The sequence below is a fragment of the Pantoea pleuroti genome (genome assembly GCF_014156615.1).
In the GTDB taxonomy this organism is placed as follows: domain Bacteria; phylum Pseudomonadota; class Gammaproteobacteria; order Enterobacterales; family Enterobacteriaceae; genus Pantoea; species Pantoea agglomerans.
Map to the genome: position 1 here is coordinate 163668 of NZ_SBFD01000003.1, position 24582 is coordinate 188249.

The following is a 24582-nucleotide window of genomic DNA, read 5'->3' on the forward strand; positions in this document are numbered from 1 at the left end:
GTGTCTGTCCTTACTTACTTGCAAACTGTTGTTTAATCAAAATGAGGTCGTCATCACCAAGGTAAGAACCCGACTGGATTTCCAGAAGTTCCAGAGGGATTTTGCCTGGATTTTCTAACGTATGCGGGTGACCGATTGGAATAAAGGTTGACTGGTTTTCTGTCAGCAGCAGGGTTTTATCCTGAATGGTGACTTTCGCTGTGCCTGAGAGAATCACCCAGTGTTCGGTGCGGTGATAGTGCATCTGCAGTTCAAAGGCTTCACCCGGCTTAACCGTAATGCGGTTAACGTTGAAGCGGCCAGTGTTGACCACCAGATCGCAACGTCCCCATGGCCAGTAAGTTTCACGATGGCGGCGATATTCGCTGCGGCACTCGCTTTTCAGGAACTCCACCACTCGCTTAACATCCTGAACCTGGTCTTTACGTGCAACCAGCACAGCATCTTTGGTGTTAACAATGACCAGGTTCTCAACGCCAATGGCGGCAACCAGTTGGTCTTCACTGTTGATATAGCAGTTTTTGGTGTTGTGCAGGAAGGTATCGCCCTTCAGGGAATTACCGTGAGCGTCTTTGTCGTTTACTTCCCACAGTGCAGACCATGAACCGACATCACTCCATCCGGCTGCCAGCGGGACGACCACAGCGGCATCGGTCTGTTCCATGACTGCGTAATCCACTGACTCGTCAGGACAGGCAATAAAATCATCTTTATCAATACTGATGAAATCATTCCCTTCTTTGACGTTAGCCATAGCGCGACGGCAGGCTTCCAGAATATCCGGACGGAATTTCTCCAGTTCCTGCAGATAGCGTTTAGCTCGAAACATGAACATGCCACTGTTCCAGTAGTATTCACCGGACTCAAGATACTGCTCAGCGGTGCTCTGATTCGGTTTTTCAACAAAGCGCTGAACCTGATAAGGGCCGCTTTCTGCGCCTGGCAGTGCTTCGCCACGCTGAATGTAGCCGTATCCGGTTTCCGGACCGGTTGGCACGATACCAAAAGTCACCAGCTTGCCCTGCTTGGCATAAGCGGTAGCAACCTGGATAGCCTGATGAAACGCAGCACGGTCTTCAATCACGTGATCGGCGGCCAGCACCAGCAGAACCGGATCATCACCCTGCTCAACAGCGTTCAGCGCAGCCAGCGCGATGGCCGGAGCAGTGTTACGCCCTACCGGTTCGAGAATAATGTTATGAGATAGCTTGTTAATTTGTCGCAACTGCTCAGCAACCAGGAAACGATGCTCCTCGTTACAGATGACCATCGGTGCGCGCGCTTCAACGCCGCTCAGACGATTAACCGTCTCCTGCAGCATGGAGTGCTCACCGTGCAGACAGATGAACTGTTTAGGATAAAGTTCGCGGGAAAGGGGCCATAAGCGGCTGCCGGTTCCTCCGGCCATGATTACGGGAAGTAACATTCCACATCCTCTAACAAATTTAAACATGCTATGTATGCATATAAGCGGGTCAATTTTTATTCATTATGAATAAACAGCCACGCTACCGCCCCTGGCTTGCAGCAACCAATGCGCTGTGTGATAGGAATCTTGCCTTCACAGGTTAGCCTGTCGATGCGCTGATTATATTTCAATCAATCGCATACGGGTTCCGGGATAACTCCAAATAGTACATTTTGTGCGGCAAAAATAATATGCCTAATCTTTTATTGCCACTGACAAAACTTAAGAGTGACTAAACATTGTTCTCATCCTGCATGAGTAAATGTAATCACTGGCAAAACAGCATAGTAGCGTATAGGGAATTGCGCTTTGCGCCTCTTCACAGAGTCGGATTACCCGCTATTGTGATTAAACACTACAGAAGCCAGACCAGGATAATTCCGTATTAGGTCATCAGTCAGTCACAATCTGGCATTGAGGTGAGGAGAGTGAGCAGGAATATGCAATTTCTCTTAACGCAGGCACAAAAAAACCCGGCCTGAGCCGGGTTTTTTTGAATTTCATCGCAGACTACCGAAACCCATCCGGGTTCTTGCTCTGCCAGTTCCACGTATCGCGCATCATCTCATCGATGCCGCGCGTCACGCGCCAGTCGAGCGTCGTGTTAGCCAGTGACGCATCGGCCCAGAACGCAGGCAGGTCGCCGTCACGCCGTGGCTTGATCTCAAACGGGATCGCCTTGCCGGACGCCTTCTCAAACGCTTTGATCATCTCCAGCACCGAGAAGCCCTTGCCGCCGCCCAGGTTAAAGGCGGTGTAGCCCTCAACTTTGCTCAGATAATCCAGCGCTTTCAGGTGCCCTTCCGCCAGGTCAACAACGTGGATGTAGTCACGCAGACAGGTACCATCTGGCGTATCGTAATCACCGCCAAACACGCCCAGTTTCTCCAGACGGCCAATCGCAACCTGCGCGATGTACGGCAGCAGGTTGTTTGGGATGCCCGCCGGATCTTCACCGATTTCGCCTGACTCATGCGCGCCAACCGGATTGAAGTAACGCAGCGCAATCGCCTTGAACTTCGGCTCCGCTTTGGCGAAGTCGCGCATAACGAATTCGGTCATCAGCTTAGAGGTGCCGTATGGACTGGTGGTGCCGCCAATCGGGGTGGTCTCAACGTAAGGAACCGGGGCATCTGCGCCATAAACTGTTGCTGATGAGCTGAAGATAAAGTTCCAGACGCCGGCATCACGCATCTCTTCCAGCAGCACCACGGTGCCCGCGACGTTGTTCTCGTAGTACTCCAGCGGCATACGCGTAGATTCACCGACGGCTTTAAGCGCAGCGAAGTGGATTACGGCTGAAATGCTGTTGGATGCAAACAGGTCTCGCAGACAGGCGCGGTCACGGATATCGCCTTCAACGAAGGTCGCTTTTTTACCCGCCAGTTTCTCAACGCGGTTAATCGCTTCGCGTGAGGCATTGCAGAGGTTATCCAGAACCACAACATCATCACCGCGCTGCAACAGCGCCAGTACCGTATGGGAGCCGATATACCCTGCTCCGCCCGTGACTAAAATTGCCATGTGAGCTCCTTTCAATCTGCCACGCAGGACGCGGCAAATAAATTACTGTTGTTTTGCGAGGATGGTCTGGATAGCTTCGCGGAAATCGCGACCCTGCGCGTTGCTGCGCAGGCCGTAAGAGACAAACGCCTGCATGTAACCGAGCTTACGACCACAGTCGAAACTGTGACCGGTCAGCAGCGAAACATCAACGGTTTTATGTTTGCTCAGGCTGGCGATAGCATCGGTCAGCTGGATACGACCCCACGCGCCTGGCTCAGTGCGCTCCAGTTCCGCCCAGATATCAGCAGAAAGGACATAGCGGCCTACCGCAGCCAGATCAGAGCTCAAGCCGGCGGTATCTTCAGGCTTCTCAACGAAATCGGTAATGGTGCTGATGTCGCCAGGGTGATCAATCGGCTCTTCAGTGGTGATTACTGAGTACTCAGAGAGATCGGACGCTGGCATATGCTGCGCCAGGACCTGGCTGTGGCCGGTCTCTTCAAAACGGGCAACCATCGCCGCAAGGTTATAACGCATGTGGTCAGCGGTGGAGTCATCCAGCAGCACGTCTGGCAGCACGACCACAAACGGATTGTCACCGATCATCGGACGGGCACAGAGAATCGAGTGGCCCAGGCCCAGCGGCTGTGCCTGGCGCACATTCATGATGGTTACGCCTGGCGGGCAGATAGACTGCACTTCGCTCAGCAGCTGACGCTTCACGCGCGCTTCCAGCAGCGCTTCGAGCTCATAGGTGGTGTCGAAATGGTTTTCTACGGCATTTTTCGATGCATGCGTGACCAGCACAATCTCTTTAATACCCGCGGCAACACACTCGTCAATGATGTACTGGATCATCGGTTTGTCGACGACAGGCAGCATCTCTTTCGGAATGGCTTTAGTCGCAGGGAGCATATGCATACCGAGGCCCGCAACCGGGATTACTGCTTTAAGCTTGGTCATATTTATTCCGTTTAATAAAATGAAGATGTGGGTCGATTATGCAGGATCGGCCGGAAGAGCAAGTATAATCTTTATCTGAAAATCGGACAGTAACTCTCTGTCATAACTTGGAAATTCGGCATTTTTCCCATTGCCAGCAACGGCATAAACTGAATAAAGACAATCAGTAATCGAATATCACCTCTGTTATTTCCCCCCCGGGTCGCCAAGCGGCTGAGACCAGCCATAAATGAAAACGGGCGACCCTGAGGCCGCCCGTTGATATAACGTAATTGTGATTACAACCAGCCTTCAAACCATTCCGGCATCACAAACAGATTAAAGTGATTGACCAGCAACATTATGCCGACAAATACCACCGACACCGCCACCCATTGCCGGGCATAGGGAATAAACCGAATGCCAATTACCGGCTTGATAAAGAACGGATGAGCCAGTGCCGAGATCAGGATCTGCGAGATGGAGAGCGTCAGCGCCACATAGAGCACGTTCGGCCAGATAAAGGTGGTTGCCAGCACCGCCAGAACCACAATACTCGCCACGATGTTCCAGTAGAACTCAACGTTGGTGCGTCCGTTGGCCTGGGAAATCGCGCCGGTCAGACCGCCCATCGGCCGCAGCATACCAAACAGCAGCATCAGCGGGATCAGGTGATAGACCTGCTCATGCGACGCGCCATAAAGTACACGCACAATGACGGGTGACAGGATACCAATCGCAAGGTACATCGCGCTGCTGAACAGCATGATCCCCAGCGTGCCCTTCAGGAAAAGCTTCTTCAGCTGCTCGGCATCGTGCTGCTTCTCAGCAAAGCGCGGCAGTGCCAGTCGGTTAATCACCGGCGTCACCAGCTTCAGCGGTTGCAGCACCAGCTCTTTCGCCAGTGAGTAAACACCCAGCATCTCGGCGCCCATCACTTTACCGACCACCAGCGCATCGGCCTGAGTACGCAGCTGGTTAATGGTCTGCGAACCGAGCTGATAACTGCCGTAGCGAATCGCGCCGATAAAGGTCGCTTTATCGAACTCCCAGGTCGGACGCCACGACTTCTCACCCAGCGCAATCATGCAGAGGATGCGGGTAAAGGCGTTGATGAACAGACCGAGAATCGCCGCCGCTACGGTGAGCGAGGTGAACTCCAGCATCGCCACCACACAGAGGAAGGCAAACAGCTTGGTGCCCATCTCAATCTTCGCCAGCGAAACCATCCGCTTGGTTTTGATGTAGTGCGCCTGATACTGCGACAGATGACCCAGCACCAGGAAGTTGAGGCTGGTCAGCATGATCAGACCCACCAGCTCCGGCAGATGATAGAACCAGGAAACCGGGAAGGCGATCAGCAGCATGATCAGACCGGTACATAAGCTGAGTGAGACGTTCACCCAGTAGATAGTGCTCTGCTCACGACGGGTAATGTTCTGGCGATGCACCAGATAACTGCTCATCCCCATATCCTGCAGCACACCCGCCACCGCCAGGATGGCGTTGATGATGGCTAACAGCCCCAGCTCGTGGGTTTCCAGTTTGCGGGCGAGAAAGCTTAACTGTGCAACCTGCAGCACCGCAGAGAAGCAGGTGCTGCCGAACAGCCAAATCGCCTGTGACTTAAATCCACTCACACCAGTCGCTCCAGAATCTGTGCCAGTTCGCCGTAGGCGATATGCTGATTAAATTCAGTCTCAACTTTGTGACGGGCGGCCGCGACCACGGGCGCCACATCCACTTCACCCTGAGAGAGCTTCAACAGCGTCTCCGCCAGCGCCTCAGGATCGTCCTCTTCTACCAGCCAGCCAGATACGTTGTTCTCAATCAGCTCCGGAATGCCGCTGTGGAAGGTTGAGACCACCGGCAGGCCGACCGCCATCGCCTCCATCAGTGCGACCGGAATACCTTCCATATCGCCATCTGCGGCGGTTTTGGAGGGCAGCAGGAAGATGTCAGCTTCACTCAGCGCGCGACGGATCTCCTCCTGCGGTTTAAAGCCCGGCATGCTGACACAATCTTCCATTCCCTCGCGGGCGATGAAATTACGCATCATCTCATCCTGATCGCCGTTACCGATAATGGTGTACTGAAACTGACCGCCACGCTGCTTCAGGATGGCGCTGGCTTTGACCGCCACATCCAGCCCTTTCTTCTCGGTCAGACGTGCCACCGAAACGATACGCAGCGGCGTCTGAAACGCCTGGCGCGGCTGGAAGTTAAACTTCTCCGGCTCAATGCCCATACGCGTAACGTGAATTTTTTCCGGCGGGCAGCCCATCTCAATCAGCTTGTTCTTCCACAGATTGCTGATAGGCAGCATCAGCTCACTCTGGCGGAACAGATTCACATAGTCGAGTTTGTGCTCTTCCAGAATGTGACGACGGGAAATATCGGCGCCGTGAAACACGGTCGCCTGTTTACCCTTAAGCACGCCCAGCTCACGCAGTTTGTTCGCCAGGGCACCGGCATAGCCGAAATGCACCAGGAACACATCTGCGGTGAAGGTCTGCTTTGCATTCGCCACAATCGACGGCAGCAGCAGTTTGCTGGACTGCGCGCCATAACGGCGCACATTCAGCGAACGCAGCAGCGACGGTTTCGTCACTTTTGGCAGCACCAGCTTAATGCGCTGGTTCAGCTTATCGACAATCGAGACCTTCTCTTCCGGCAGCAGATAATGCGTTTTCGCCGCCAGGCCATACTCATCAAAAGCGGCATGCCGGTTCACTAAATCGCCGGGAAAGACTGAAATAATCTCCACCTCGTAACCGGCATCAATAAAATGGGTTACCTGATTTAATACGAATGTCTCAGAGGCAACCGGGAAACGCATGGTGAAAAAAGTCAGTTTCATCACATTACCCTAATACTTTGAGAATCTCTTCAGTGATCCGGTTGCCAATTTCCCTTTCATTCGCAACGGCCGTGTCGACCTTAAGCTTGATGTTGTCGTAATCGGCAAGCACAGTTTTCACTTTATCGATTAGCGAGCCATCCATCAGGCTTTTCACATCGGTTGCCATCTGCGGCAGACCAAGCTGGTTCATCACACCCATCGACTTGTGCTCGTAGTTGATCGCCACAGCCGGGGTGCCAAAGTTCATGGAGATAATCGCCGAGTGCAGGCGGGTACCAATGGTCAGATGACAATGATTCAGCAGGATGCCCAGCTCCAGGTCATTAAATTCATCCATAATGACATGGTAATGTTCAGGCTGTTCTACGTGGTCACGCAGGGTCAGTGCGACCATGCGGTCATCTTTGGCATAGCTGTCGATGCCGGTACAGGTTGAGAACGCAACAACCTGATAGCCTTCAGCAATCATGGCATTGATTACCCGGCCAAACGCCGCTTCATACTCTTTCTGCGTTACACCCAGACGTTTATCAAACGGTGCCAGTTCACGCACGGTGATCGCGATGGTTTTACGGCCATCGATAATGCCCTGCCAGTAGAGCAGGTTATGGCTCGGGTTTTCGACTTCGCGTGCGCGCACCAGGAAAGCGGTATCAACGCCAGACGCAATTTTAGAGCTGGTCACGCCATCGCGCTTCATCAGGTCAAGGCTGACCGATTCACGCAGCACCAGGCTGTCGACCCGATCAAAGACAAAGTTCGCCAGCGCATTGACCCGCGGGTTCTGGAAGGGCCCCACCGAGTGGCCGATCAGGTAGATCGGCTTTTTCGCCATCAGCGCACAGAGTGCATGGTCAAACTGGGTCACGCCATAGAGGTCAACGAAGAACGATCCGCCAACCTGAATAATCGCATCATATTTTGCAAGGCTGTCAGTAAACGCCTTCAGGTGCGGGGGTACAGAGAAAGACTTAAAGATCCCGCCCTTGCCCAGATGCGCCATCATGATATCGGGCATCAGGCGGTTCGCGACTTTACGCTTAAACGAACCGACCAGACCTTTGCCTGATTTGCTGTTGTGCAGATACAGCGCGTCCTGCTGAATATCCTGCTGGAGCAGATAACCGGAGCTGGTTGGATAACGGCTAATAACATCAATCTCTAAATCACTGCGTGCAGACTTCATAGAATCAATCAGTCCACGAAGAATCGCGCCATCCCCGCGATTCCCACACGTGTGGTTACCCACCAATAAAATTTTCATAACAACTCCGAATAAATTTTTTTAATTCTGTAAGCCGCCCAGATCCGCAATGGGCAAAATGAACTCTGTTTAAAGTCATGCTTTACGGGATAACGCACCCAAAGGTAGTGCTCCTGTTAAAACCGGCCGCCTCCGTTGTGGCGGCCGTGATGCAAGGTGTTACGACTTGATTGCGAAGTAAGGCAGTGCGACCTGTTTGCCGTTGATCACGACGGAAACAAAACCTTCCGGCTTGCTGGTATCGACCTGATCGGCAGAGAGCGGACGCGAAGCCATCAGCAGATCGCCCTGCTCGTTGGCACCCACGCCCGCTTTGCCGTTGTGCAGGCTGAAGCGCTGCGGCGCGCGTTTAGTCGCGTCGCCCGCCGGAGGATTGCCCTTCTCCATCTTCGCGTTAACGCGCGCACAGCGACCGGTGACAAAGCGATCTTTACCGGTGGTTTTCACCAGCACGGCCACCGACGGCGTCCAGCCCGCCAGTTTGATGAAGATGCGGACATCGGTGTCATGCTCAGCCACATAGCGCACATCGACAATCGGGCTGCTGCCTTCGGCCGACCAGCTCGCTTCAGAGCGATCCTTTTTGCGCTGTACGTGGATCACCGCGCGGCCACCGGTGGTCTTGTCACCGATCAGGTTCATCAGCGGCTTATCGCCACTGCCGTTGCTGAACTGTGACTGACCAAAAATTTCGATCTCCCACGAGTCACCCACCGTCGGGGAGTAGAGGCTGCCGAGATCAAACCAGGTCTCCTGATTCGTGTTGTTCTCTAAACGCCAGCGCGAGGTGATGTAGTTGTACTTCAGGCTGCCATCCAGCGCGACGCCATAGGACTCCACGCGGGTCGATCCCATCTCCCAGATGCTGAGCAGACGGTCGCCCTGCATGGAGTTGTCGATCCAGCTGCCCGACTGGAGGCTGGTCTGGCGCATATTCAGGCGCGTGTTATGCGCGATCAGCGGATTCTTACAATCCTCCAGGCTTAGCGCATCGACAATCCACTGACCGTTGGAGAGATCGCCCGGGTTATCACAGTGCTCAATCCAGCCATTATGGATAATCGACTGACCACAGCGCGGCAGGTTGAGGACTTTGCCACCACGACAGTACTGCGCATTAAAGTTCGACAGTTCGATCGCGGTGCTGTGGTCCCATTTGCCCTGCTTCTGCCCTGACCAGCCCGATTTGATCACATCACCACTGCAGCGTGAGGCGTACCACTGGTCGATTTTACAATCCAGAGTATCCTGCAGGCTGATGGCTGTGCCGCCGACTGCGTTAAAGCGCAGGCAGGCACCACGGAAATATTGCCCGCCAGGGCAGTTGTTATGGAAAAAGCCCTGCTTGTTGGGGCTCTTATCGCTGTTGCCGTTAAAATTCAGGTTGGAAAGCTCAACCCGACGGGCATTCATCTCAAAGACGAACTCTGACTTACCATCTGAGACAATAGTGGTCGCCGGGAAGTAGCCGAAGTTCACCATCGCACCGGACATGCGGAAGAAGTTGAGATACTTATCGCCAAGGTTACAGGCTGAAACCATGAAGGTCCCGGCCGGGAACTGGACGCAGATCTGCTGGTTAGCCTGCTGTGACCACTGGAACATCGCCATAATGGCGGGCGCCGTATCGGTTTTGCCATCGGCAATCGCACCGAAATCAAACAGGGTCAGGCGGTTGAAATCGTCTACCACGCGACGCCAGGAAAAGCCCTCACCGGCAAAGTTTACGCCGCCATCATTCTGAGCGGGCTGGAAGCTGCCGACAAACTCGCCGCCGCCGACTTCCCGTCCTTCATGCCAGCTTTTCAGCTTAACCTTGGCCCCTTCAAACAGCGGACGGGTTTTGCGCAACTCCGCTACGGACGGGATCTCACCAATCAGCTGATAACCCGCTGGCTGTGCCAGACGCTGGCTGAAATCTGCAGCGCCCGGACGGCTGACATCGGCGATGTTGAACAGCGTCTGACCGTTGCTGTCTTCAACTGCCATCGAATGCGAAGGATTAGCAATCAGCGCAGCATTGTCCTGAATAAACTGGGCAAAGTTGCCTTTGTTCAGCGCGATAGGCTGAGCAATCTCCGACACTTTGCCGCTGGCATCACGCAGGAAGACCGGGATCTGGTTGCCCGGTTTGCTGGCATCTGCACCTGCTTTACCAATCCAGAGTTTGCCTTCAAAGCCCTGCCAGAACTGCGGTGGCATGGCGTAGACATTTTCCGGGGTAAGGATTGGCACATCGCTTTTAGGCACGTCAGTGGCATCAACCGGCTTCAGGGCGATACCGTTACTTTTTGCAGCGTAGCTGGAAAAGGTGCTCACGGAGAGAGCCCCCACCAGAGCGGAGGCGGCGGTCTGTAAAACTTCTCTTCTTTTCATGCATCATTTCCCGTAGTCAATAAGGCCATTGGCCATGGCGGTGTCCCTGAGGCACGTCGCAAGTGAGCTTTTCCAGCTCCGGTTAAACCAGTGACAGCCAGCTTTGCTTAATCTGATTACCGTCGAATTTCAGCGCGGTCTGTTTTGTTTTTTCGCTCATGGCATAGAACAGCGCGTCATCGCTGGCGAGCTGCTCCATTCGGGCCAGAAACGTGGCTTTGTCGTTCATCGGAACCAGGAAACCATCTTCACCGTGATTGATGATCTCCTGTGGACCGGTCGGGCAGTCATATGCCACTACCGGCAGTGACCAGGATTTTGCTTCCAGCAGCACCAGTGGCAATCCTTCATAGCGCGAGGTCATCAGCGCCATATCGCTGTCGCGATAGTAGTCATTAATATTGCTGACCTTGCCGACAAACTTCACGCTGTCGGTGATGCCCAACACGGCCGCCTGGTCGTGCAGCTGCTGACGCAGTTCACCATCACCGGCAATCACCAGCGTCCAGTCAGGATGGCTGCGGGCAAAGTCGCGCCAGATATCCAGCATCAGGTCAAAGCCCTTCTGGTTATCCAGTCGGCCAACTGCCAGCGCCTGGCGATGACGGGTCTGACGCTGATAGTCTTTGTAAACCACCGGGTTTGGGATTTGCTTGCTGGGAATGCGCCAGCGGCTGAACACCTGATGATCTTTGTCGGTCAGAACAATCACGCGGTCGTAGTAGCGCAGCAGCAGAAACTTGAGGAACTTAATCGGTTTGCTGAAGGAGTTAATGGCGATGTGTTCGCAGGCGTAGGCTTTGCCCCGCTTCTTCTTCATCGCCAGCAGATTCCAGAAAGCGAACATCACGCTCAGGCGACCCATGCTGATCAGGAAGACGGTATCGAAACCCTCTTCGTGAATCCGGGCAACCGCGCTTTTGATCGGATTGCTCTGCCCTTCAAAGCTGACGATCTGTTTGACGTGCTCAAACGGATAAAAGGTTTTTCCACTGCCTTCCAGCGAGTAGATGGTGACTTCATGGGTCTCGCCGAGACACTCTGACATAAAGTTACAGATGTTCTCGGTGCCCGCATACGAATAAGCATCTTTGATCACCAGGACAATTTTTTTCATGAAACGCTATCCACCTCAAATTTTAAAGACAATCCTGCCGACAGGCTTAACGATGCTTAAGGGTAAACAGCACACCATTCACCATATACCAGGCGTAATAGTAATAGATTTTTAAAGGATTGTTTTTATAGATAATTCTTAATAATTCAAGGTGCCACTGGGCCGCTTTGTTCTTATTACGGGAAAGGGAATCGCCTAATTCGTAATAGTTGACCAGAATCGTCTGAATTACGCGTGCCTGCTTATAGCGGGTAAATAATTCATACAAAAACAGGAAATCTTCGTGGCCTTTGCGCTGGAAGAAAAGCCCCTGCGGCGGACGGCGGAAACAGACGGAGGAGAAGCAGACGCGATACTGCTTCTTCACAAAGTTTTCCTGCTGCAGGTAAGGTTTACCGTAGGTAATATCGTGCTCAGCCTTGCGGGTTTTATAGTGGTATTCGGTAATCACAAAATCATCGCCGGCCGCAATGGCGGCAACCTGCTGGGTCAGCTTGTCCGCATGCCACTCATCGTCGCTGTCGAGAAAGGCGATAATCTCTTCAGTTGCCGCGCGCAGCCCGACATTTCGGGTCTCTGCTGCGCCCATGTTGACCGCGTTATCCAGAATGGTAATGCGCGGATCCTGACAATGCTCACGCACAAATTCCAGCGAGTCATCGGTCGATTTATCGTTGACCAGATAGAGATGCCAGTCGGTATAGTGCTGATTGATAACCGATTGCACGGCGCGTAACACCGTCTGACGTGCATTATACATAGGCATGACAATGCCAACGGTTCCAACAGAAGTATTCATCTTCAACCCTGAATTAATCGTAAAAAGAGTCGCTCCTGGCATCAGGAGCAGAGCGAGGCGCGGCGCGCGTCAGGAGATCGCTTTCTCACCGCCGAAACGTGCTTTGACCTTGTCTTTAACCCGGTTCATGAAATAAGCACGGTTGTCTTTGTTGGTGAGGAAGAAGTAGCGCACGAAGCTCAGGCTCGCCATCAGCGACTTACCATCCATCTTGTAGCGCAGCGGCAGCTTAAAAGCTTTGTAGGTGTGGATGTCACGCGGGGTCAGATGCGGCTTCATGCTATCGAGCCAGAACATCGAGTAGTTCACCGATTCGCCTTTGTGTTTCGAGCCAAATTTAGTGACCAGGTGGTAGTTCGCCAGCGGAGCAGCGATCATCACAAAGTCATAGCCCATGCGGTCGGCACGAATGCAGAAATCATAATCCTGATGACGGATGTAGCGGGTATCGAACTGAATTTTTGCCGCGTCTTCCCGCTTCAGCACAATGGTGCTGGTCTGGATAAAGCCGTAGCAGCCGAACAGATACTCCGCGACCGTTTCATTTTTGCCTGGTGGCTGCATCGGCATCACTTTCAGGAACGTACCATCCTGATAGATATTCACCTGGCTGAAAATGACGAAATTCTTTTTGCCCTGCGCGTCCAGCTGAGCAATTTTTTCGCTCACCTGCTGCAGTTTGTCCGCAGCCCACTCATCATCGGCGTCAAGGAAGCTGACATAGTCACCGGTCGCCAGCTCAATACCTTTGTTACGCGCACCGGCTCCGTTGAGTTTGACCTCGGAGAGCACCAGATTGATATCGAGCTCCTGGTAGCGTTCGCTGCGCACCACATCCGCCAGCGCGGCAGCATCCGCAGACTTATCATCAACGATGATGACTTCGAAATTGCGATACGTTTGTGCTTTAACGCAATCCAGCGTCGTGACAATCGATTCTGACGCGTTATAAGCCGGAATTACGATGGAGAAACGAATGTCCTTCATTGCCAGCACCTCATTAAAGTAGTTCAAAAATAAACAGTTCATTCGACAACGGTCGATGAAAAACCTGTGTTCTGACCGACGACCGCCCCTGGGTGAAACTCGTCACCCAGGGGCGGTCGTCAGATTGATTAGTGGATCAGCCAAAACTCCCGCGCCACTTCATAACCGGTAACGGCCTGTTTGGTTGAAATGGTGTTGTAGTAGAGGTAATAGAGCAGGAAGAACACCAGCATGGCATACAGCGCTGGCTTCCAGGATCGCCTTGCCTGATAAATCAGCGAGGTCAGGATGATTGGCTCAACCTGCTGCAGATAGTTGGACAGGCGCGAACCTGACGGGAAGTTATACAGGAAGATCCTGATCGCTCCGCCGATGGCAAAACTTAAAATCAGCAGATAGTTAAGGCGATACTGGGCGTAATTCTCGCGCTTCAGCTTATCGGTCAGCATGAAATAGAAGAAGACAAACACCAGCATGATGTTTTTCAGGTTCGATACGGCCAGGATGCTGCCACCCATTGCATAGGAGGGGTCATTGTTATAGCCCGATGCCCTCTCTCCCAGCGATCCCAGATGACCGGCAATCAGGGCAATAAAGCCCGAGCCGCCCACAACCGATAGCGGCAGACTGGCAACGATGATAATGACCGGCCACCAGCGCCAGTCCCGGATAAACAGGAACGGCACAAGCGTCACCACCATCACACCAGTGTTATGGCTCGTAAACGACAGAATAAAGAAGGCAAATGCCCACCAGTAGCGCTTGAGATAGATCGACCAGAGAACGCCAAGGAACAGCGCAGAACTCAGGCCAAAGCGAATCTGGTTAATGTCTTTGTTGATAAAGATGTGCGCCGAATAGAGCACCAGCGCCAGCACCGGATACGGAGACATCTTCCTGAAAAACCAAGTATTGATGGAAACGGCAATGGCGCAGAAGACAAACAGGAAGATACTGGCATTGTGCGAAAACAGGCTGGTGAGCCAGGCCATCGCAAAAATCAGCGGTTCGTAACGGAAGAACGCAACGGTATTAAAGAAGCCGTTAATCTCAATACGTCTTACAAAGTCTTCGAAGAAGCTCCGGTACTGAAAGTCATCCATGCCGGTACCAAGACCGCGTATTCCCCCGAAAATAATCAAAGTCACGGCGGCAAAACAGAGTAGCCAGGTCAGAATATAATTTGTGCGTTCGTCTTTTTTTAGCGCTATTTCAAACAGCGAAAGCAGCAGTAAAAAGCCTGATACATACCAATATGGAGCCATGGTGTGATTCCTTAATTCCACAAGTTCTCATGCCAGCAATAATCACGCTTCGCCTCCCCGACTGGCTTTACAGCGAGTCTGATTGCACGGTCACAAATTGCGTGCGGGCGATGCCTGCTGGTGATGAATTCTGTTGAGTGACGCTCGCCATGCGATTTATAGATGTATCGCTTTTGTGGGTTTGGACAGAATAACCTGTGTAAATTGATGCGTGTCGTCATTCAAAGGGACGATAAAAAGGGGCGGTCAGACCGCCCCCTGTTTTATTGCTCAATGATCAGCTTTTGTTCGTCTTGCCGTAGTCATAGGCGTAGTAGTCATAACCATAGCCATACGCATTAGCGGCTTTACGCACCACGGCGTTGAGGATCACACCTTTAATCTCAATACCGTTCTGGGCAAAGCGTTTGAAGCTGACGTCCACTTCTTTGGTGGTGTTGGCTTCGAAACGCGCAACCATCAGTGAAGTACCGGCCAGCTTACCGATGATAGAGGCATCGGTGACGGCCAGGATTGGCGGCGTATCGATTAACACCAGGTCGTAGTTCTTGCTCGCCCACTCCAGCAGCTCACCCATGCGACGATGCATCAGCAGCTCAGACGGGTTCGGCGGAACCTGACCACGTGGCAGGAAGTCGAAACCGTAGACGCCCTGCTGAATCAGCGCCGGGCTGAATTCAGTTTTACCGGACAGCACGTTGGACAGACCTGATTTGTTATCTGCGCCCAGCAGTTCGTGGGTGTAACCACGACGCATGTCGCCATCGATAAACAGAACACGCTGACCCGCTTTCGCGACCAGGGTCGCCAGGTTGGCACAAATAAAGGTTTTACCAATACCCGGACTGGCACCGGTAATCATCAGGATATTGTTTTTCGCTTCCATCATCGCGAAGTGCAGGCTGGTACGCAGGCTACGAATCGCTTCGATGGAGAGGTCAGTCGGGTTACCCAGCGCCAGCAGCGTTTCGTGCGGATCGGTTTTCACCTTGCTGCCACGACGCGCCAGGGCTTCGGTATCCTTCTTACGCTGCCAGTCTGACAGTGGAACGCTGGCATAGACATTCATGCCCAGCTCTTCCAACTGATCCGGGTTCTCGATGCCGTGATGCAGCAGCGCTTTCAGCAGAACCAGACCCACTGACACGAACAGACCGAAAATCAGGCTCGCGGCGATGATCAGCAGCTTCTTCGGTGCAACAGGTGAGTTAGCGGTCTGCGCGCCATCGATGATGCGGACATCACCCACGGTGCTCGCTTTACTGATACCCAGCTCCTGCTGACGGTTCAGCAGCTGCATGTAGATCTCCTGACCAGACTGAACGTCACGGGTCAGACGCAGGATTTCCTGCTGAGTCTGTGGCATGCCAGCAATTTTCTTATTCAGCTGAGCCTGCTCACCTTCCAGCGTTTTGCGTTTTTCAAGCAGCGCGCGATACGTCGGGTGATCTTTGGTAAACAGCTGAGAGACTTCGGCTTCACGGAAGGTCAGTTCGTTCAACTGACTCTGCACGCTGACAGAGGAGTCCAGAGCGGATTTCGCTTCCAGTGACAGGTCAACAGATTCGTTCTGACGACGGAAGGTGTTCAGCTTGTCTTCCGCTTCATCCAGCTTGCTGCGAACGGCAGGCAGCTGAGTGCGTAAGAACTCCAGGCTTTTCTCTGCCTGCGCTGACTTGCGCTCAACGTTCTGTAACAGATAGTTATTCACAATCTGGTTCAGCACTTTGCTGATCTGCTCTGGATCTTCACCCAGATACTCCAGACCCAGCACGCCGGTATCTTTACCTTTGTCTGCCACGGTCAGGTTAGAGAGCACTGAACGGATCGCCTGCAGGTTATTCAGCTTGGTCACGGTGAAGCTGGTGCCTTCATCAGCGTGAATCTCGCTGACCAGCATGCTGATGTCGCCGTGCGACTCCAGCTGGCCGACTTTACCTTTGAACAGCTCATCGCCATCTTTTGAGACGGTGTAGCTATCCGGACCGGTCACTTCCAGTTCAACGTTACGTTTGTCGATAGTGCGTGGGATTTCCAGGCGCGAAATCGCGATACTGGCGGGTTTGTTGCCCATCAGGCGCGACAGACCTTTACCGATAACCGGGAAATAGTTCTGCTCAACGACGGTATCCAGACCCAGATCGTCAACGGTTTTGCCGATGACCATACGGGATTCCAGAATCTCGATTTCCGTATCAGAGGCTGGTGTCGGTGGCAGAATGCTGTCAATTTCGTTCAGAACGGTGCTGGCATTCTTCTGCTCAACCTGAACTAACGCATCTGCGCTATAAATGGGTGTTGCAAACAGTGTGTAGAGTGTTCCCGCCAGCATGAAAAAAGCGGTAACGGCAACAATGATCCAGCGATGATCAATTAGCTGTCCCACAAGATGCGCCAGATCCCATCCATTCGAATCCTCTCCCGGCGCGGTTCTGACCTTATTTTTTATATTCATGGATAATCCCAACTATCGGCTTAATACGTTCACCCACTTCTGGGTAGCGTTTTCCAGTAATCCGTAAATCTCTTCAAAGGCCTCACGGCTTTTTCTGTACGGATCCGCAATTTCTTTCTGATTGAGCCAGTGCCCAAGCAGCATGGTTTTGCCACGCGCGGCCGGGTCGATGCGATTCACCTGTTCAATATGTCGCTTTTCCATCACCAGAATCAGGTCAACGTTGCGGCACATCTCTGCCGTCAACTGTTGCGCCTCATGTCCTTCCAGCGACAGACCCTGCGCAGCAGCGACTTCAGACGCCGTCTTGTCGGCCGGGTGGCCGACCAGCGCCCCCAGGCCGGCAGAGCGAACGTCTAAATCGGGCAGCGCACGTTTAAACAGGCGCTCTCCGGTAGGAGAGCGGCAGATGTTGCCAACGCAAACGACTAACACGGACTTAATCATGACGGGACCTTAATTACCCCAGGTACGGATTCGCGATGCGGCCTGTGTTGCATCGTTGATACCTGCGATGGTCGGTATCAACTGCCCAATCACACGATTCCAGCGCGTCAGCGGCGTAGAGGTGACATAAACGATGTCGTAAGGCTGGAGCTGGAAATCGGTTCCCATCACCATGGATGCCGCATCTTTGGTGTTCAACTGATAGATGTTGGCAATCTTGTTGCGATCGGTGCCGTGCAGTGGACGGATAACGAATACACCAGTGGCGTCAGAGGTGGTTTGATCCATCCCGGCCGCATTGCCCAGTGCTTCCGCCAGCGTCATGCCGCTACGGTCCATTTTCAGGGTGGTCTGCTGCTTCACTTCACCCATCACGAAGATTTTCAGATCATCGTTACGCGGAACGTAAAGGATATCGCCTGGATAGAGGAGGTGGTTCTGGCTCAGGTCGCCATTCTGCATCAGTGCCTGCAGAGAGATGCGCTGTTCACGACCGTTGTGCGTCAGCACCACGTTACGCCAGTCAGCATCAGCGGCCAGGCCGCCAGCGGCGTTGATCGCATCCAGCACCGTCAACGGAACGTTGGTGATGGGCTGCTGACCTGAAGTGGTCACTGAACCCGTCACATAGGTTTTCTGTGATTTGAACGAAGCGATGCTGACATCAACCTGTGGGCTTTCAATGTACTGAGCCAGACGACGTGATACTTCGTCACGTACTTCGCCGACGGTACGGCCCGCTACACGCACACGACCGATGTAGGGATAGAAAATAGTGCCGTCAGAATGCACCCAGTTACCGGTGTCGCTGGCGCTACGGTACTGACCCGCTGGGGTGGTCAGTTCCGGGTGATCCCAGACCGTTACGGTCAGAACATCACCCACACCGATACGGTATTCGTAGTTCTGAATTTCGTTCTGCAGGGCAGGATTCGTCTGAGCCACCAGTGGCTTCGGACGCATCCTTTCAACCAGTGAAGGCGTTAGCGGGAAGACATTGACATATTTATCGATGTCAAAGTTGCTATCCTGCTGTTCAACAACATCTTTTCCTGATGTAGAAAGGTGAGAACCTGGTTCGATCGTACACCCGCTAAGGAATGTGGCGGATACCAGCAAGGGTATCAATTTCATTTTGATTGTAATCATTTAGATCTTCGCTATCAGTTATTTATTGATAGAGGCGAAACCGCCGCTGTGTAAGCGTCCAACAAAAAGTAAATCCTACCTGACTTAAGCACTGAACCTGTCGTTCATTATCCTTGCTCCACTTGTTATAAGTAGCGGCCATCTACCAGGGTGTACCCTGAACGCCACGCATCATAGCGGACTATGGATGCACAGCGATATCCCTGATGATGGCCACTATCAACGACACGCCTGACAACGGCAAAACACCTCTGAGCGCGCGTTAACGCGCTCATTCCGACTCACGATTAATAGGCACCATCGCGTTTTAACACCACGCCCACTGTTTTAAACAGAATCGCGATGTCGTTCCACAGTGACCAGTTTTTCACGTACCACGAGTCGAAATAGACGCGGGTTTCATAGTCAACATCATTACGACCGCTGACCTGCCACAATCCCGTCATGCCTGGCTTTGCCATCAGGTAATAATCAACATCACCGGCATAACGACAGAGTTCATCTTCAATGACCGGACGCGGTCCGACCAGACTCATATCACCGCGCACCACGTTCCAGAGCTGAGGGAGCTCATCGAGGCTTGTTTTACGGATGAAGTGGCCCACTTTAGTAATACGTGGATCATTTTTGAGTTTGAAATCTTTATCCCATTCCGCACGGGCAATCGGATCAGTGCGCAGCACCTCTTCCAGCACTTCTTTTGAATTAATGACCATCGAGCGGAATTTCAGACATTTGAATTTACGGCCATTCATTCCCACACGCTCGTGACCATAAATCGGTGGTCCACCGTCACGGCCCACCAGGAAACCCAGTACCAGCAGCGCTGGCATCAGCATCAGGATAATCGAGAGCGCACCCACGATATCAAATGCCCGCTTCAGGAAGCGCGAAGTGCGTTTGGCCAGGTTGTTCTGAACCCGCAGAATCATCACTTCATGGCTGAAGATATAGGCCATGTCGGTACCGTAGAGCGGTACACCACGCAGGGTTGGGATCACTGATACTGAACGGCAGTTGTGCATCGCCAGCGATTTAAGCCAGACATCACGGTACTGACTCTGCTCATACTCAACCGCGACGATAAACTGCGTTTCGCTGTTGGTGAGGCTCCAGAGCTCCTGCTCGTCGCGCAGCACCGGCACGCCGTTCATGATCTCCTGCGGACAGGTTCCATCAACGTCATAGAAGGCGATAACGTCAAAACCCATGACCTCTTCGCTTTGCAGTGCCTGCCAGGCTTCGTGCGCATTTTTGCTGCTGCCGATAATAATGGTCTGTTTTTTCCACAAGCCATTTTTATTCAGCAGACGTTTAGAAAGCGCGCGGCAGGTCGGAATTAAAATCAGCGCCAGAACCCAGGTCAGTAACCAGACGAAACGCGACATCTGCCACTGCGACAGGGCGGTAATCGACAGGTCGATAACAGAAAATATAAGAATGGTACGAAAAACTTCTTTTAATTCGAACCAGAAAGGTTTGCGGTAAGTGTAGTGACGCAGCCTTACCCAGAACCAGCCAATACAAATTACCGACAGGCAAATGTGCGTGGCAATTTTTAAATTCATTTCTTTTTCAGAAATATCTGCCAGTGGCGAATCTGACTGCAAATTAATTAGCATCATCGCCAAAAATAACGCTGCGTTGAAACAAATTAAGTCTGAACATGCCAGCATTAATTTGGTAATAAGACTTTTAAACGTAAATTCTGTATCGCGCATATTTAACTCTTTATTTTATTTCCTTAAACCCGCAACGGCTATCGCCTGTTTAATCATTAAGCGACGAAACCTCTCCAGAGTGAGCCGTTTCTAAGGGGAGCTCCTGCGGCGTTTACGCCAATGATCTTAACCATGAAACCAATAATATTGTGATGAATACCAACAGATTACTCTGACTTAACCACCGCCAGCGCTGCTCACTTTATCAACAAAAACGCGATTCGGGCACGCTACCGCCCTTGGCTGTCGCTGCCAATATCGCTGTCATCATTCATAATGCTCCCCGTAATGCGTTAGCGTTACCGCAACGCATCATGCAGACGTTCACAGGCGAATTACTCATTCGTGACATTGCGATTAATGTCGAATAGGTACGCAGATTACGACTCTGGGGCAGAGTTTGCTAACTTGTTGCTATACTAGTTATTACTGGCTTGTTTACAAGCAGGTCCCGCCATCCCTGGACTATTTTAGGAAAAAGACTACCAGCAATTAGTATTGAGGCCTGACGGGCAGTGCAATCCTTTCTTCACAATTCGGATTAATGCCATACTCCCGATGAGATAAATCGCATAAGCCCGACAGGTGAATATCTCTTTTCTGTCAGCTAATGACTAAGAATTATCTCTACTGCGTCCTGTGAAGTTAATCAAAGCGTCACACTATTATGTTCATATTTTGCACGATATAGCGTGGTTATCTGAGAACATGCCCCCTGCCCTGCCATTTGTACGTGGCTTCGCACTCCACTATCATCAGAGAAAACTCAATTTAAGACATTCAGGTGAACAAGGCATGCTGGAGGTAATTGCAGATCCCTCGCTATGGGCGGGATTAGTCACGCTAATCGTTCTGGAACTGGTTTTAGGCATCGACAATCTGATCTTCATCGCCATCCTGGTTGAGAAGCTTCCAGGGCCGCTTCGCGACCGCGCGCGCGTGATTGGACTGCTGCTGGCGTTATTGTGCCGATTATTGCTGCTGGCATCGCTTTCCTGGCTGGTTACGCTGAAAGAACCATGGATTACGCTTGCGGGCCACCCCTTCAGTGCGCGCGATTTACTGCTGCTGACAGGCGGGATTTTCCTGCTATTTAAAGCCACCACAGAGTTGAATGAGCGTCTTGAAGGGGATGATGAGGCGTCCGGTCAACAAAAAGGCGGCGCTAAATTCTGGCCGGTGGTGGCGCAAATCGTGGTGCTGGATGCCATCTTCTCGCTGGATGCGGTGATTACTGCCGTCGGCATGGTTAATGACTTACCGGTCATGATGATTGCGGTTACCATCGCCATTTTGCTGATGCTGCTCGCCAGCAAGCCGTTAACCCGCTTCGTGAACAACCATCCTACGATTGTGATCCTCTGCTTAAGCTTTCTGCTGATGATCGGCTTCAGCCTGGTGGCGGAAGGCTTTGGCTTTGTGATTCCCAAAGGCTACCTCTATGCGGCAATCGGCTTCTCGGTGGTCATTGAGGCACTGAATCAGTTAGCGCACTTTAATCGTCGTCGGGTGCTGTCGGCCGGTCGTCCGCTACGCCAGCGCACGGCGGAAGCGGTGTTACGACTGCTGCGCGGCGCGGCAGAACCGGCGGAGCTGGATGCGAAAACCTCGTCACTGATTGCTGACAGTGATGACAGCATGCTGTTTAACCGGCAGGAGCGGGTGATGATTGCCCGCGTACTGGGCATGGGTCAGCGCCACATTAACAGCATCATGACCTCGCGCCACGACGTAGAACATATCGATCTCAGTGATGATCCGGCAGAGATTATGTCGCGCCTCGACCGCAACCAGCACACGCGAATACTGATCACGGATCACTCCAGCGAACCGCTGGGCGTGGTTCACGTTATCGATCTGCTGCATCAGTCACTGCACCAGAACTCCCTCGATTTACGCGCACTGATTCGACAACCGCTGGTCTTTCCTGAACGGCTGACGGTGCTGCAGGCACTGGAACAGTTTCGTCAGGCCCATACTCACTTCGCCTTTGTGGTCGATGAGTTTGGTTCGGTGGAAGGCGTGGTCACGCTGAGCGATGTAATGGAGACCATCGCCGGCAATCTGCCGAATGAGGCGGGTGAAATCGATGCACGCTACGATATTCAGATTCAGGGTGAAGGCCACTGGATTGCTAACGGTCATATGCCACTGGAAGATCTGGCGCTCTATGTGAAATTGCCGCTCGATGAGCAGGGTGACTATCATACGCTGGCGGGATTACTGATGGATAAGCTGCAACACATCCCTCAGGAAGGCGAAGTGTTGCAACTGGGTGACTATCTGCTGCGAACGCTGCAGGTCGAGAATCATCGGGTGCAGAAAGTCGAGATCCTGCTGCAGCCCGATATCAGTTACGAGGTCTGAGCGATTAGCGGGCTGAAGGGAATGCGCCCGCTACGGGCGCATTATTTTCTTCAGGTTCTCTTTGTTCTCGCCCTCTTTCTGGCGATCGATCCACTGATTCAGCCGTGATTTCGCCTCACTCTGCAGCCGGTTACGCAGAACGTCATCCACCGGCAGGGAGTATTGCAGGCTGTCCCAGCTACCATACATGCGCAGCGGAACCGGCTGACTGGAGAGTGCCTTCACCAGCGCATCATCGCCACGCCAGCCGCTGATTTTCAGCCCCAGGGTCATATCCAGCTGTTGCTGCACCATGTCAACTTTGCCCGCGCCCTGCAGGCCCAGATTCTGGCCGTTGCCATTGATATCGCTGAAGCTGAGTACGCCCTTATTCAGCGCCACCTGTGCGCTAATCGACTCAATCCCCTCATCCACCGCCTGATCGCCGCTGACCTTATCGCTGACCCGCGCCACGGCACGCTGCACCATCTGCTGCAGATTCAGCTCTGCCAGCTTCAGGTTGCTGGCGCTGATGGTCGCCCTGCCCTGCCAGCGACGTTTGGCTGCTTCGACCGTCAGCGTATCGCCCGACAGGTCGCCATCCAGACTCAGGTTCCCCTGCACACTTTCCGGCAATTCAAACGCTTTAAGCAGCGGCTGAATCGCAATTAACCGGAGTTGGGGTTTAAGGCTGACCCGCGTCTCTGGCTGACGGATATCGATACTGCCGGGAATGGAGAAGCTGCCATTGCCCAGCTTGCCGCTTAGCGTCTTCAGCGTCATCACTCCCTGCTGATTGCTGGCGTTTACCGAAAGATTGGTCAGAGAGAGTCCGCGCCATACCGCATTGTCAGCCTGTAACTTCAGCGTCAGATCCAGGTCATTCAGCGGAGAGTCGGCGTTGCTGCGTTCCCGCGGCGCAGCAATCACCGGCGAACGGGCCACGGTGGCGTGCTGCACGCCAGGCGCGTCAGAGACGGGCGCACTGGTGAGTAAATTATCGACGTTAAGGTTGCTGGCTTTCAGATCCAGCGCCAGCTGCTGCGGTGGCGCAATATGGCCACTGCCCTGCCCGGTCAGGGTGCTGTCATTGGCGGTGAGCTGCAGATTACTGAAGGAGAGCTGCTGGCGGTCACCATTCCAGTCGCCCTGCAGGCTCAGCGAGCCTTTGATCCCCTGTGCCGGAATGTCGGCACCGGACAAGGTGTAATCAAGCTGCTGCAACTGGCCGCTGAGGCGATGGGGATATTGCGCGGCATCCAGCTGGCCTTTGAGATTCAGTGTGGCGTTGCGCTGGTTGCGCATCAGCGTGGTGCTCAGCGACAGCGTCGCCAGCTTGTTCGCGTCCTGTTCCATATTAATGTTGAGGTCGCGGAAATTATATTCGTCGCCGCCTGGCTGCTGCCAGATCAACAGACTGTCTGCTACCCGCAGTTTAGCGATATCAAATGACCAGCCGCTGGAAGGAGAGGCCGGCTCCGCATCACGCGGACCCTGGGGCGCATTTCTGGCACGCTGCGCGCGGCTATCTGGCGTCACCCGCACTATCGCATTTTTCAGCATCACCTGGCTGACGCTGAGCTGATGCGATAACAGTGGCCAGAGATCAACATCCAGCCGCATGTTTTCCGCCGAGACCATCGGCTGGCTGGCACCCGGCGCGGTAAGGCTCATCCGGCCGGCCAGGATGCTGAGCTGAGGCCAGACGTGCCAGCGCAGATCGCTGCTGACCTCAAGGCGATAACCACTGCGTTGTTCGACCTGCTGCACCATATAGGCACGAAAGTCGTTGGGATTGACCAGCAGTACCAGCGCGCTCATTCCCGTTACGACCACCACTAACAGGATGGCCAGCGTGGTTATCACTCTTTTCATTA

17 protein-coding genes are annotated in these 24582 nt (G+C 53.1%); 1 reads left to right on the forward strand and 16 read right to left on the reverse strand.

The genetic code is table 11. The annotated features are described in order from the left end of the window. Positions 1-10: 10 nt before the first annotated feature. From EPG66_RS08535 to wbaP, 15 genes are all read right to left on the reverse strand, one after another. Positions 11-1426 (reverse strand): mannose-1-phosphate guanylyltransferase/mannose-6-phosphate isomerase, encoded by a 1416-nt coding sequence (locus EPG66_RS08535; RefSeq protein ID WP_060680585.1) that lies wholly within the window; start codon positions 1424-1426, stop codon positions 11-13. A 552-nt stretch (positions 1427-1978) separates the two neighbouring features. Then, the gene (gene galE / locus EPG66_RS08540) at positions 1979-2992 is read right to left on the reverse strand and encodes a UDP-glucose 4-epimerase GalE (protein WP_010670976.1); all 1014 of its coding nucleotides are present in this window, start codon (positions 2990-2992) and stop codon (positions 1979-1981) included. A 42-nt stretch (positions 2993-3034) separates the two neighbouring features. Continuing rightward, positions 3035-3937: a UTP--glucose-1-phosphate uridylyltransferase GalF gene (gene galF, locus EPG66_RS08545; RefSeq protein ID WP_031591353.1), complete on the reverse strand. Its 903-nt coding sequence runs from the start codon at positions 3935-3937 to the stop codon at positions 3035-3037. A gap of 278 nt (positions 3938-4215) precedes the next feature. Then, positions 4216-5556, reverse strand: coding sequence for a lipopolysaccharide biosynthesis protein (locus EPG66_RS08550; protein ID WP_031591354.1), 1341 nt, complete (start codon positions 5554-5556; stop codon positions 4216-4218). Next, positions 5553-6776 carry a glycosyltransferase gene (locus EPG66_RS08555; RefSeq protein ID WP_031591356.1) on the reverse strand — a complete coding sequence of 408 codons (1224 nt, stop codon included), beginning with the start codon at positions 6774-6776 and terminating at the stop codon, positions 5553-5555. Before EPG66_RS08555 ends, EPG66_RS08550 begins: the two co-directional genes overlap by 4 nt. A gap of 4 nt (positions 6777-6780) precedes the next feature. After that, positions 6781-8043, reverse strand: a complete 1263-nt coding sequence (wcaK, locus tag EPG66_RS08560; RefSeq protein WP_031591357.1) for a colanic acid biosynthesis pyruvyl transferase WcaK — start codon at positions 8041-8043, stop codon at positions 6781-6783. Between the two features lie 159 nt (positions 8044-8202). Continuing rightward, positions 8203-10419 (reverse strand): phage tailspike protein, encoded by a 2217-nt coding sequence (locus EPG66_RS08565; RefSeq protein WP_083069054.1) that lies wholly within the window; start codon positions 10417-10419, stop codon positions 8203-8205. An 82-nt stretch (positions 10420-10501) separates the two neighbouring features. After that, entirely contained in the window at positions 10502-11536 is a 1035-nt protein-coding gene (locus tag EPG66_RS08570; protein WP_010670977.1) for a glycosyltransferase, read from the reverse strand. Between the two features lie 46 nt (positions 11537-11582). Beyond that, positions 11583-12335, reverse strand: coding sequence for a glycosyltransferase family 2 protein (locus tag EPG66_RS08575; protein ID WP_010670978.1), 753 nt, complete (start codon positions 12333-12335; stop codon positions 11583-11585). A 69-nt stretch (positions 12336-12404) separates the two neighbouring features. Then, positions 12405-13322, reverse strand: a complete 918-nt coding sequence (locus EPG66_RS08580) for a glycosyltransferase family 2 protein (RefSeq protein WP_182686526.1) — start codon at positions 13320-13322, stop codon at positions 12405-12407. A 128-nt stretch (positions 13323-13450) separates the two neighbouring features. Then, the gene (locus tag EPG66_RS08585) at positions 13451-14587 is read right to left on the reverse strand and encodes an EpsG family protein (RefSeq protein WP_010248137.1); all 1137 of its coding nucleotides are present in this window, start codon (positions 14585-14587) and stop codon (positions 13451-13453) included. A 277-nt stretch (positions 14588-14864) separates the two neighbouring features. Continuing rightward, positions 14865-17042, reverse strand: coding sequence for a tyrosine-protein kinase Wzc (gene wzc / locus EPG66_RS08590; RefSeq protein WP_010248139.1), 2178 nt, complete (start codon positions 17040-17042; stop codon positions 14865-14867). A gap of 12 nt (positions 17043-17054) precedes the next feature. Beyond that, the gene (locus EPG66_RS08595; RefSeq protein WP_010248142.1) at positions 17055-17489 is read right to left on the reverse strand and encodes an arsenate reductase/protein-tyrosine-phosphatase family protein; all 435 of its coding nucleotides are present in this window, start codon (positions 17487-17489) and stop codon (positions 17055-17057) included. Positions 17490-17498: 9 nt separating this feature from the next. After that, on the reverse strand, positions 17499-18638 hold the full coding sequence (locus EPG66_RS08600) for a polysaccharide export protein (RefSeq protein WP_010248145.1): 1140 nt from the start codon (positions 18636-18638) through the stop codon (positions 17499-17501). Between the two features lie 287 nt (positions 18639-18925). Continuing rightward, a complete protein-coding gene (wbaP, locus tag EPG66_RS08605; RefSeq protein WP_031591364.1) occupies positions 18926-20359 on the reverse strand; it encodes an undecaprenyl-phosphate galactose phosphotransferase WbaP in 1434 nt (477 codons plus the stop codon). 795 nt (positions 20360-21154) lie between these two features. On the opposite strand from wbaP, the gene EPG66_RS08610 reads away from it, so the two are divergent. Further along, the gene (locus EPG66_RS08610; RefSeq protein WP_083069061.1) at positions 21155-22726 is read left to right on the forward strand and encodes a TerC family protein; all 1572 of its coding nucleotides are present in this window, start codon (positions 21155-21157) and stop codon (positions 22724-22726) included. Between the two features lie 30 nt (positions 22727-22756). Here the strand turns inward: EPG66_RS08610 and asmA are convergent, their stop codons facing one another. Continuing rightward, positions 22757-24580, reverse strand: coding sequence for an outer membrane assembly protein AsmA (gene asmA, locus EPG66_RS08615; RefSeq protein WP_182686528.1), 1824 nt, complete (start codon positions 24578-24580; stop codon positions 22757-22759). Positions 24581-24582: the final 2 nt, after the last annotated feature.